The 11528-nt window shown below is 33.3% G+C and carries 10 protein-coding genes and 1 pseudogene; 2 read left to right on the forward strand and 9 right to left on the reverse strand.

Annotation, left to right across the window (positions count from 1 at the left end; all coding sequences use genetic code 11):
• The 3 genes from Q7P22_RS00745 to Q7P22_RS00755 form a co-directional block, all read right to left on the reverse strand.
• Positions 1-383 (reverse strand): bacteriohemerythrin (locus Q7P22_RS00745; protein WP_303859639.1); only part of this gene is annotated, 383 nt, incomplete at its 3' end.
• Positions 384-547: 164 nt separating this feature from the next.
• The gene (locus Q7P22_RS00750) at positions 548-1132 is read right to left on the reverse strand and encodes a hypothetical protein (protein WP_303859640.1); all 585 of its coding nucleotides are present in this window, start codon (positions 1130-1132) and stop codon (positions 548-550) included.
• A 317-nt stretch (positions 1133-1449) separates the two neighbouring features.
• Complete coding sequence (locus Q7P22_RS00755) at positions 1450-2097, reverse strand: DNA alkylation repair protein (protein ID WP_303859641.1); 648 nt, start codon at positions 2095-2097, stop codon at positions 1450-1452.
• Positions 2098-2849: 752 nt separating this feature from the next.
• Here Q7P22_RS00755 and Q7P22_RS00760 point away from each other — a divergent pair.
• Positions 2850-3143 (forward strand): DUF3892 domain-containing protein, encoded by a 294-nt coding sequence (locus Q7P22_RS00760; protein WP_303859642.1) that lies wholly within the window; start codon positions 2850-2852, stop codon positions 3141-3143.
• Positions 3144-3397: 254 nt separating this feature from the next.
• Here Q7P22_RS00760 and Q7P22_RS00765 read toward each other — a convergent pair whose 3' ends face one another.
• Complete coding sequence (locus Q7P22_RS00765; protein ID WP_303859643.1) at positions 3398-4975, reverse strand: MAC/perforin domain-containing protein; 1578 nt, start codon at positions 4973-4975, stop codon at positions 3398-3400.
• Between the two features lie 174 nt (positions 4976-5149).
• Here Q7P22_RS00765 and Q7P22_RS00770 point away from each other — a divergent pair.
• Positions 5150-5722: pseudogene (locus Q7P22_RS00770) on the forward strand (TetR/AcrR family transcriptional regulator); the annotation flags it as partial.
• A gap of 166 nt (positions 5723-5888) precedes the next feature.
• Here the strand turns inward: Q7P22_RS00770 and Q7P22_RS00775 are convergent.
• The 5 genes from Q7P22_RS00775 to Q7P22_RS00795 form a co-directional block, all read right to left on the reverse strand.
• Positions 5889-7319: a CotH kinase family protein gene (locus tag Q7P22_RS00775; protein WP_303859644.1), complete on the reverse strand. Its 1431-nt coding sequence runs from the start codon at positions 7317-7319 to the stop codon at positions 5889-5891.
• A 56-nt stretch (positions 7320-7375) separates the two neighbouring features.
• Complete coding sequence (locus Q7P22_RS00780; RefSeq protein ID WP_303859645.1) at positions 7376-8056, reverse strand: DUF4956 domain-containing protein; 681 nt, start codon at positions 8054-8056, stop codon at positions 7376-7378.
• Between the two features lie 14 nt (positions 8057-8070).
• Positions 8071-8751 carry a polyphosphate polymerase domain-containing protein gene (locus Q7P22_RS00785; RefSeq protein ID WP_303859646.1) on the reverse strand — a complete coding sequence of 227 codons (681 nt, stop codon included), beginning with the start codon at positions 8749-8751 and terminating at the stop codon, positions 8071-8073.
• A 67-nt stretch (positions 8752-8818) separates the two neighbouring features.
• On the reverse strand, positions 8819-9949 hold the full coding sequence (locus tag Q7P22_RS00790) for a DHHW family protein (protein ID WP_303859647.1): 1131 nt from the start codon (positions 9947-9949) through the stop codon (positions 8819-8821).
• Positions 9950-9952: 3 nt separating this feature from the next.
• Positions 9953-11425: a leucine-rich repeat protein gene (locus Q7P22_RS00795; RefSeq protein ID WP_303859648.1), complete on the reverse strand. Its 1473-nt coding sequence runs from the start codon at positions 11423-11425 to the stop codon at positions 9953-9955.
• Between the last annotated feature and the right edge of the window lie 103 nt (positions 11426-11528).

Genomic DNA, 11528 nt, shown 5'->3' on the forward strand with positions numbered 1-11528 from the left:
ATAATCGTTTTATCGGTTTGAAGGATATGTTTATCAATCCAGTTTAATGCAAATTCCAAAATATCTAAGAGGTATTGATCTTGTTTGGCGTCGACACTCTCTAGGTCAATTTTAGAGACCTTTTCAAGAAAATCATCATGTTGCACCTTGTGAGATAGAAAACGTCTGTAGCCAATTTTCTGCATATATTCCTCTTCTGTTTTAAAATGAAAAACGGCGTAATTCTTTAGGTCTTCGATAATAGCTATAATCCTATCATATTTGTCCGTTAAAAAATCATTTTTTAACAATGCGTAGGCGCTTTCGACTATTCGAAATAATTCCTTATGTTGTTCATCAATAACCTCAATACCAAGTAGGTAATCATCTTTCCACTTTATCATAATATTTCTCTGCCCCCTTATTTTATGTTAATTATAGCTTACCAAACAAAATCTCTTTGAGCAAGAGAAGAGTTGTAGATTTATACAAAATTTCGAATTGTATTTGTATACAAAGAAACATTAGTTTGTTTCTTGCAGAATTAAATAAGTACGTATCTTCATTCCTATTGGGTACTTAGTTGAATGGGTTTAACTGTATTCCTATGTATATTCTTTTCCGATAATTTCAATACTTTTAAATCTCCTTCATAGATAACTTTCCCGCCTACGTATAGAAAATTTTGTGGGCGAACTAAGTTTCTAGAGATGTTTAAATCTATTATATTGCTTTCCTCCAAAATATGGTATACAAACTCAGAACATAAAAAACGATTTTCGCTGAGAGCTGGTTTATTAAGCATACTATGTATAAGGCCCATATAATTATATTTGTAGAAATATGTATTGGAAATAAATCTATCAAGCATGGCTTTGGTTCTTTCATACTGCTGCTGTGACACCTCTAGCTCTACAATAGCACCTGGTAATGTATCACATAATTTGAATACTCCTTCATTGATATCTTCTTTTCGGAATCTCCCTATAAAAGGATTATATGTATACTTCCTTCCAAAGCTATACATATGACGTAATTCCTTGTCTAATGAAATAGATGCATGAGTGTATTGGTCATGCTTTATGCCATGTATAAGCCTTGATATTATTGTGTTTGTTCTTGTTAATACTACATATATATTATACGTGGTCATAATGGTCCCTCCCTTAAGTGTCATTTATCAGTATATTTTTAAATAATACTGCATTCTTAAATAATTACCTTCTATCTATTTATTATAAACTATATTTACGTTTATTCAATTAATATAATCCTTTATTCAGACAGCAACGTTCTATAGTATGCAAGACAGGTTTACATAAGATACGGTAGTATTATCATCTGTCCGCTAATTCATTATAAATCATAGATGTAAAGAAAATGTAAGCGAAATTATGAAAATTTTCTTAAGATTGATTTTTTATAATATTCTTCGCATTAATGCTGCTTATGAAGATATGAACCCATTTATTACTCAATATATTTACTACCCTCTCTAATACTTAGTTTTGACAGTTTAGTAGTCTCAATGAACTGTCTTACCCATTCTCTATTGGTTTTTGAATACTCTCTCAGAGCCCATCCAATAGCTTTATTGATAAAAAATTCAGTAGTGTGAGAGTTAGATAAGATGGCATTCTTAAGAAAATCGGTATCCGTTTTTTCTCTATACTTCAATTGAAATATTATAGATATTCTGTTTAGCCAGATATTATCTGCATTCATCCAGCACAGTAAAATGTTTTCTTTCACTTCTGGATATTTCATGGCTATATGACCTACTATTTTATTTATAGCATCAACACTGTCCCACCATGATTTTGTGGTTAAAAGAAATGCGATGTTTTTCATATCATTTGGTGTAAATAAATTAATTATCTTTTCCATATAATCTATTGCTAAATATTGAAATTCTCTTTCAGGCATATTATAACATTTAAATATAAAATCCCAATCAACGGCAATATCCTTTTTCTTTATTTTTAGGAAATCTTTAGATAATGCCGCTCTTTCAGGTTTTTTCAATCCTAAAAATGGAAAAATATTTTTCATATATTTTTCCATTCCTTCTTTTTGCTCTTCGTTTTTATTATTATAAAATACTTGGAAAATTTCCATATTTATCAATCCCTTACTGGTATATATTCTTGTGTAACCTCCGTCAAATTTTTCATATTATTTTACTTCAAAACAAGTACTCTACACCATACCGTCTCATTCAAAAAATGATATAAGGGATAATTACATATACCTTGTAATACATCCCTTATATCTTATACTCACTAGTCATGTAAATTTCCTCTCCTATGGCTAGTATTTACAAGGTGTAGGTATCTAAAGATGATTTTCTTATAAGCTTTTCATATAGGGTTACTCTTGGGGGGACTTGATTACAATCTAATTCCTAGATAATTTTTTCATCTTTTATTGCTAACCTATATTATCAGATAAATATCTGATAATATAGTAGGCTTCTATATCACTAGAAAGTCAGAATATTTCTTATTAATCATTTCCCTATATCGTTTGCTTATAGATAAAAACCATATCCTTTTTCCTATTCTTGTATTCTTTATATACCTCTTATCTTTAGAGCCAAACATATTTTTCAATCCAAATAAATAAAACAATTATTGCATATAATACAGATTAAGCGTAATAAAAGACAACCAGAGGAGATCTTTCACAAGAAGAGTTTTCTTCAGAAGGCGTTTAATAAATTATCAATTTCTATGGCTAATGCGATATCTACTTCCGTTGAAATATCCTAAAAACATAAACACTAAGTATATTTTTTTGCTTTATTGACAAACTACTTCTTAATATTTTGAATTTGTTAAAATTACTGAGTGAATTGGAGGAAATAATAAATGGATAATAATAATTTATCAAAGCTACCCATGATGGCCCAAAAAGATATTCCAAACCCTAATGCTGATGCAAAACAAATAGTTGCATTAGTAAAGGAAGAAGGACGTGTCGTTGGTTACAAACTATCCGATGGGCAGGTTCTAGACAAAGCCGAGAGTATCAAACTTGCAAAACAAGGTGGTATACGGGGAGTTGGTATTGCAACAAGAAAGGGAAACGAATATTTGAAATCCCTTCCAGATGAAAGTGAAGGTAATAATTTAAGCAATTTGCCTTCGATCACACAGAAATGAAGTTGTAAAAGAAAAGGACAAAACTTTTTTAAAAAAGTCTCGTCCTTTTACATACTGGTCTTTATCTATAGTGAATACAGCTAGGGTCATATCTATAATAGCTACTATTCATCCCATATCTCAGCCACATTTTTTCACTAGAAATTCTCTTCAAATGTTCACCATAATTATGATTTATGCCGAATCATCAGAAGTTTCTGCATTTGGTGTTTGAAAGATCAAGATATCACCATAAGATGAAGGCACTGCCCTATTCAACTTTTCCTTATCATAAGATAAATGAATTTACCATTAGCTCCTGAGTTTAAATCCTTTGTAGTACTTGGCTGGCTCCAGCCTGCTGGTAGTGAGTTAATCTTATTATATTGTCCCCTAATTTCATGGATAAATTTTGTTTCAGGGTTTACTGCTTCATCCATTGTTGCTTTTTTATAGTACAGATATACATATTTTCCGCCTACTTTTTTATTTAAATCTTCATCAATCTTAGTATAACCTTTATGCGTTGTATTTTCACCGAGATCCACCTTAATATCTGTAATAGCGCCGTTTCTAAATTTTGTCGTTTGGTACGCAATTAATATGTAGTGTTTTAGCCCTTTATTAGCATCTAAAATTTCTTCACCGTCAAAATTGAGATAAACATACTTATAGCCCTTTGGTACTAATTTCTTTGCCCCTTCTACCGTACTGCCATCAACCACAATGATATCTGAAATATAAGCTTTGTTCTCATCAAGAAAATCTAGTTCCCCTAAAAATAATGATTTTCTTTTGGATTGCTCTACAAATTCCTTTTCAATCTTCTGTTTCACTGAATGATACTCCGCATCATCAAGAAGTTCCCAAATAGGTATAAGGGATCGATCAAAATCGCCTATGCCACAGATAGTCTGTTTTTCTGGAACGGATTTTGTCCAATCCTTCATTTGATCTGAAATACCGTCTACAGTTCTACCTGTGATGCTGTCACCGCCAAAGCTTTGGAAATGCATATTAGCAATTGTTGCAAATTCTTCTGCAGATTCCTTCTTGCTTGAATCCACTTTTGTAGTAACAGCATTATAGGTCGCTTTTGCTTTCGCCTTGAGTTCACTCTCTTTCAAGCCGCTTTCATTGGTATATGCGAAATTAAGTCTTACCCTACCACCAGTGTAGTACTCGACAATCAAGTGCGTGCCATAATCTTTAAAAAGCTTAGCTGCAGTCATGCTATTTTTATCAACGTTTTTCACATCATTCAGAAATTCCTTTGAGAGCATTTCGGTCAAGTCCTTAGTGGTTCCTGTGAATTCTACACCTGACAAAATATGTTTTTCCATATAGGTCATAAAGATTTGCTTACTAGAGGTTTGTTCCTTGGTACCATATTCGGCCTGAACATTTCCAGAAAAAACAGCATTTTTATAATCAACTCCTGCCAAAACATTTATTTGCGAATAAATATTGCTCATTTTTTCAACATAATAATCATCGATATCGGAGCCCTTCAAATCATCACTTATTTCTTTATATTTTGATGCATCATATTTCGCTTCATCCAGTATAGCCTTACTTTTTACTTCTCTTGCGTTGATGTATGAAGAATTAAGTACATCATAACCATACAGATTATAGTTCTTATTTAACCCCTGTAAAACATTGTCATCTTCCTCGTTGAGGTTATTGATAGGAACTTCACCAAGTTCTATTTCGTTATCCGAGAATGTAGTGCTAAGTACACCACTATTTTCAGATGTACTCGTACCTGCTCGAGTGCATGCAGAAAAATTGAAACAAAGAAAAACTATGGCTAAACTTAAGCCTATTGTCCGATACAAACATTTTTTCATACTCTTTTCCTCCAATTTTTTGTTGATTTTTATTGCCATCAAAATGAAGGCATCTCCTTGCAAAAAAAGAACTCTTGTTTTATAATAAACATAGCCAATGACCCAGTTCAATGACTATAGTCATTATACTACTCTTTTGCACACGATGTCAATAAATATACAAGCGCTGAACAGCTCTTCAATAAACACGGTATTGAGAATGTCAACGTGGACGATATCGTCAAACAAGCAGGAGTGGCAAAAGGCAGCTTTTACGTCCATTTTGAATCCAAGGATGCACTAATCGTCATGTTAATTAACGACGATGTAAAAAAGGTAGATACAGATTATAAAACCTATCTCGAATCCCTTCCTACCGATATGCTGCCACGTGAGGTGTTCCTTTCCCTCGTTGGAAAGATTGCGGATGTTATTACTGAAAGTATAGGTTACGAAAATATGAAAATTCTATACAGGATACAAATCGGGAAGGATATCTCTGATAGCGCCGCGATTAACTATGACAGAGAACTTTATAAAATGTTTTTTAAGATCATCGACAGCGGAATTTCTCAGCGCAGATTCCATTCAGATTTATCCGCAAATGAAACGGCAAAGCACTTTGTCATGGCTTATCGGGGCGTGGTTTATGAATGGTGCGTCCGCTACCCAGAGGTCAATTTGAAGGAGCTAGCCTTGCGGCATTTTCGAATTCTTCTGGCAGGTATAAAAGGAGAAGATGACGGTGATACAGCAAATCTCATATAAATCAACTATCTGGTAGCTATTCTCTGGGGAGGGCATATAGGGACGGTAACCTTTATCTCCTAAAATTTGGAGTAATTAGTCACCGTTCCTAAATGTGAAGACAAAAGACATTTAGAACGCAAATTCCAAATGTCTTTTTGCTTATTTTTATATAGTATCATTCTTATTAATTGACACACTTGTCATATAAATCTGTAATATGAGCATCTAAGAATTTAAACCTTTCATTAATTGAATCCTTAAGCTTTGTTACGGCATCATCATGGCTTGAAGGATCACGTTTTTCTCCACCACCTGATACCATCATGGTCTCAGTAAAAGTGTATCCCCATACAGCAAAATTGCGATCTATAGCATCTCCAAGTTCTTCTTCGCCTTTCTCTATCATATTATATATGTATTGATCACTCAAAACACCTTCTCTAAGTTCCCAGTATCGTTCTACGACAAGATCGACAAAATGTCTATCTAAAAGAAGCCTTTGAAACCATGCTGATTCTTCCATAAAAAAGGTAGAGTAGTCCTGGACAAACCATTGATAATTGTTGTATGCATTGTTAAAGTCCCAAACGACAAGCTTGAGCTTGCCATTGATTTCTTTATACACATAGGTGGACAGATTTCCTGCATCATTATTCATGACCACCTCATTTAAAATAAAATAATCGACAAAATTATCTACGTCCATATATTTTGAATAGCCATTAGCAGGGTCATCAAAGCGATCTGAATACAATACCTCTTCAAAATTACTTATATCTTTTTCAATCCACTGACGCTGTATTGTAGTGATACTGTTCTTTCCTGGATAAGAAATGGTCAAGTCATTAGATGTTTTTCCTGAAATTTTCCCATAGTTGTTAAGAAAGTCTGCTTCAGTGCCTTCTCTATCTCGCTTCACTATATAGGCCGTTTCTCCTGATAAAAGTCCGAAATCACTTAATTGCAACCTTGTTTCACCAGTTGTAATAGGTTCAATCGCCAAGTAAATACCTCTATATTCGCCATTGACAAACACCTCACAAAAACGGCTATCTGGTGCCCATTCAAAAACTTCTCTTGATACTTGATATATAACTCGATTTCTTAGTAATGTTCTATCCAAAAACGGTCCATTTAGTACCCATTCACTATGGGGTCCCATTCCTAAAAACTCATATTCTTTTGAACCCAATTTTCTTTGGTTTTTATAAAATTTAATCCTGTATTGTTCTTTGTCAAAAACGGAATAAGATGACGCTCCCCTAAGATTGATGGCGGCTAGGGATTTATAATCAGGCACATCACAGATACTTCTTTTAGCGCCCTCTAAACTTCCATTTAAAACAGATATCGTTGCCCAAATTTTATTTTCCTTTCCTATTCTTTGTTCATTGGTATCTATATGTACCACTGGAAAATTCGTATCAAAAGCATCTAGGCCGTAATACTCTAAATTCTCAATATCAGGTTTTTTCCATTCACTTACTTTTCCCTTCTTAGTACTAGAATTCTCTTTTATTTTAGTGGATTCAATCTCTTTATATTTAAGGCTTCCAACACCTATTACCGTAATAAATAGAAACAATGCAAGTAATACAGATATCTTTTTTTTCATCACTACCAGGGCGTAGATACTTTTGCTTTAAACATGAGTATCCACGTCCTCACCTCCTAACGACCGATCTCATCAAGTTGCTCTACGATATTTACACGTTTAACCCCTTTGATTTTATTGAGTCTTTGTGATATATCGATTAAATTTTTTTCATTTGCCTTTTTCATTACATTTTCCTTGACAATATAGATTAATTCGCAAGTTTCTCCCGAAATGCTTTTCATCGCTCTAGAAATATCTCTCCCGAAATGACTATCAACTGCAGCTTCAATCTCATTCTGTACATCGGAAATGCCTTCAACAATTAATAGGTATCTTGAATCAAGACTAGCTTGCCCCATTATAAAGAAAAACAAAAATACAAACAGACTTCCAATTCCCACAAGAGCATATTGAGAGACACCACATCCAATTCCAACAGAAATGCCCCAAAAAATAAAAGCTGCGTCTCTGACATCTTTTACTGCTGTACGAAATCGTATAATTGAAAGAGCGCCAACCATGCCCAATGATAATGCAATATTATTGCTAATTACGCTCATGATTATATTTGTTATAATTGCAATGGCACCTAGTGATATATTAAAATTCTTGCTATATGCTGTTCCTGAATAGGTTAGTTTATATACAAACATCAAAAAAAACGCAACAGCCATGGCCACAATATTATTTAATACAATAGTAGCCATACTTATGGTTTCTGCACTACTTAAATTATTTACTATAAATTCCTTCATTTTTTCATCTCCCACTATACATAACGCCTTGACATTGAGTACTTACTGCTTGCCTCTTGCAAAGCATCAATTTCTTGTAATAGACCTTTAAACACTGACGGTAGAAAATCATTGTACTTTACTTCCATTATTCCCCGATCACCTTCGATCAGGGGAACAAATGAAAGTTCTTTAGAAAACAATCCATGTGGATTCAAAGTTGACTTTAAATCTGTATCGAAGGTGATCCTGAAATCACATACATGATGAATATACGCCATTCGATTATATTGAATAATCGTTTTAGCTCTATATGCACCTTGCATCATCTTTACATATAATATCTTGGCAAGCTCTTCTTCATGGTCTAAAAGAAAACCGTACTTACCACTTTCCATCATAGCTGCTTCTTCCCTGCTAATCCAAATAGCATACTTTGTTCCTTCAGAATTGCTCTTACATTTGTATTCTAATTTTATTTTACTCGCATCAAGTGTGTATGTTCGCAATCTAATCTTTCTCTTTTCCATATTTCCATCTACATTATCTCGTAGGTCTTGATCTCTTAGTGAATCATAATATTGAGAGCGAACCATGTAGCTTCCATCACTACAATGACTGTCCTTTCTCATTAATGCCTCTAAATGCTTTTTTAGCCTTAAAAACTCAATTTTAGGTATTATGTATTTTATCTCTTTTCGAAGACCTGACCTCATGAACTAGTTACTCTCCTCTTTACTATTCTTTGTTTTACCCTATCAGGATACGATTTTTTCAATAATATTAGTTTCCCTTACTCAATATCCCATAAAAAAATTTACTTTTTGACGGATCTCCAATATCCTCCGAGTCTTGAGCAATAATCACGTCTGACACATTATACTGTTTGAATATCATTTTAAGTTCTTCTTCATTATATTTATGATATATCGTATTAACTACATATACTTTTTCAAAATAAGGGGTTAAAAATGGAACAATCATGTGACCATCTAGATCAGATAAAAGCAAAGCTGTTTTATCCTTTTTTTCTTCACTCTTGCTTCCCCCTTCTGCTAGTGCCCATAAGTATTTATTCCCTATAACAGCATTATTGCCTAATCGAACTTTAGATACAAGAACGACATTTTCATTTACAATAGTACCTCTATATTCTTTCGTTCTAATCGCCCTATTCATGCCTTCATGAATCAAATAGTAAGAACTTGAGTCATCAGGAATACTAGCTATTTTTTCTGCTATTTCTTGATTATTGCGATATAAATCCATTGAAAATGTTTTATTATCTCCTTGCAATCTTCTATATAGATGTTCATCATATTCCTCTAATAAGACTGGGTTAAGGCCCATTTTTTTATAGAGCAATTCCGATGCATAATATGCTCCTCTTGAAGTCCAACTATCGTCTGTACGGTAAAACAGATACTCATCTGAATGTTTCTTAAGCTTTGGAAGTGGATCTAGAAGCTTTACACTCTCTGGAACAATATCGTAAAGCTCATCTATAAAACTCATATATTCTTTTGTTTCATCTAACTGCATGCCTTCCCAAACTATTCGTTTGGGTATTGGCATCATATAAATCTTTGCGTTATCTGGAATGATATTTGATAAGTTATGTAATATGGTTTTTTCGTTTTCAATGTACTCCTTTTTATAGTTGAACTTCTTCAATATACGGTCTTCATAAAAAATATAGTTGTCGTCTTCGTAAAAAATATTTGCAGTCAATACTTGTCCTTGTAAGTCATATTGATTGTATTCCACTTCTGGGTTCGTTTGCGCTTGACAATCTCTTGCTATAGGATTAACAACGCGTGTTTTATTTACAAGACTATCTAGACTCAAAAGTATCATAACAAACCCAATTACACCTAAGGCAATAACTACTTTTTTTTGTTTATCCTTCCTCATAGATTAAGCTCCTATTTTTACTACCTGATTATCAGGTATGTATATCCGTTTTAAACTCGTGCAATTCTTAAATGTGTTATCACTAGCTATTTCTACATAATTTACAAATTTTATTTCTATTAAGCTAACACAACCTTGGAAGGCATGATCTTTAACCGTTTCTAATGCAGAGTTTTCTTCAAAAATAACATTTCTCAAATTGGCACATCCTGAAAAAGCAGCTGCGTCGATGATCTCCACTGACTCTGGAATTTCAATAGTTTCAAGAAATCGACAATTCTCAAATGCTGAAATTCCTATTCGTTTAAGATTTTGCCCTGTTATTAGTGAAATTTCTTTAAGTTGTTCACAATCCATAAAGGCAAAGTCTCCAATTTCCTCAATGGAATTAGGAATGTGTATTTTTTGTAATGAAGTACATTTAAAAAACATGCTTTTAGGTATTTTTTTTGCACCATCTGGAATAATTACTTCCTCTATAATTTCATTATGGCGAAATCCTTGTCTTAAAACATCTTCATACTCATCTAAATCTCTGAACGTCAAAACCTTTACTTTCTCTTTTTCTTGCAAAAACGTATGAAACTCTGGTGACGGTATGTATTGTGAACGAGAAATTTTCCCACCTTTTTCACAACTCACATATCCAAAAACAAAGGTTTCTGGCTCTAGTATAATGTTTCCTCTTGCGACAAGTGAGCTTATGGTACCACTTTGTCCGATTGTAGCACCTGATTCTAAATACACATTTTCTTGCGAAAAAACATTTCCAATTACACACGAGTTTATTCCTAAGATCACATTTCCTTCTGCAAATATATTTCCAACAACAATTGCCCCATCAAATAATCGAACGCTTTTATGAGAGCGAATATCCCCTTGCACAATGATATTTTCTGTAACTCTAACATTTTCTGATGAAACAATAGTATAGTCGACAACGCCTTCTTCGTTTGCCATTTCATTGCTAATATAACGAACATTTCTCTTTATCCTTTTTTGAACAGACAGGCAATAAACTTTTTTATCTTTTCTCTCTTTAGGATTTAGAAGTTTTATAGGATATTGACCAATATAGATTTCAGGTGCATACATCCTTCTAAATTCGCAGTTTTGACCAATGCTCATTCTTTCACCACTTGATACACTTATTCCTAGATTACAATTATCATATATGGCAAGTGTCCCTTCTGAATCTGCCCAACGAAGCAACTCTGTTCCTTCATCGATAATGATATTGCTTTCACTGTAAATAGCCCTAATTTTTGTATTGCTTTCTACATGCGCATCCTTGGCACAATAAATTTCTTTATTATAAGCTGTTCCTTTTGTTCCAATAAATTCACTTTCTCTACAGATAACCATTTTGTCTACAACATCTAACGGTATCTTTTGTCTATCACCATCAAAAAACTTTTCCTTTTTGGATAGCTGTATTTCATCGTCTTCTATACTGAGTATGTTTTTTCTAATCATGGAAGAATAGGATTTACCAAAATATCTAGGATCGCGAATTTTATCTTGATTAACTCAACTTTCCCAGCTTAAATTTGCAAACATTGCCTGAATAAATAAGGCT

Source organism: Alkalibaculum bacchi (genome assembly GCF_937875145.1).
Classification (GTDB): Bacteria; Bacillota; Clostridia; order Eubacteriales; family Alkalibacteraceae; genus Alkalibaculum; species Alkalibaculum bacchi_A.

What these genes read in the sequence shown, in the direction of transcription:
- Q7P22_RS00750 (WP_303859640.1), bottom strand. Translation starts at nt 1,132, where the DNA reads ATGACCACGTATAATATATATGTAGTATTAACAAGAACAAACACAATA.
- Q7P22_RS00755 (WP_303859641.1), bottom strand. Translation starts at nt 2,097, where the DNA reads ATGGAAATTTTCCAAGTATTTTATAATAATAAAAACGAAGAGCAAAAA.
- Q7P22_RS00760 (WP_303859642.1), top strand. Translation starts at nt 2,850, where the DNA reads ATGGATAATAATAATTTATCAAAGCTACCCATGATGGCCCAAAAAGAT.
- Q7P22_RS00765 (WP_303859643.1), bottom strand. Translation starts at nt 4,975, where the DNA reads ATGAAAAAATGTTTGTATCGGACAATAGGCTTAAGTTTAGCCATAGTT.
- Q7P22_RS00775 (WP_303859644.1), bottom strand. Translation starts at nt 7,319, where the DNA reads ATGAAAAAAAAGATATCTGTATTACTTGCATTGTTTCTATTTATTACG.
- Q7P22_RS00780 (WP_303859645.1), bottom strand. Translation starts at nt 8,056, where the DNA reads ATGAAGGAATTTATAGTAAATAATTTAAGTAGTGCAGAAACCATAAGT.
- Q7P22_RS00785 (WP_303859646.1), bottom strand. Translation starts at nt 8,751, where the DNA reads ATGAGGTCAGGTCTTCGAAAAGAGATAAAATACATAATACCTAAAATT.
- Q7P22_RS00790 (WP_303859647.1), bottom strand. Translation starts at nt 9,949, where the DNA reads ATGAGGAAGGATAAACAAAAAAAAGTAGTTATTGCCTTAGGTGTAATT.
- Q7P22_RS00795 (WP_303859648.1), bottom strand. Translation starts at nt 11,425, where the DNA reads ATGATTAGAAAAAACATACTCAGTATAGAAGACGATGAAATACAGCTA.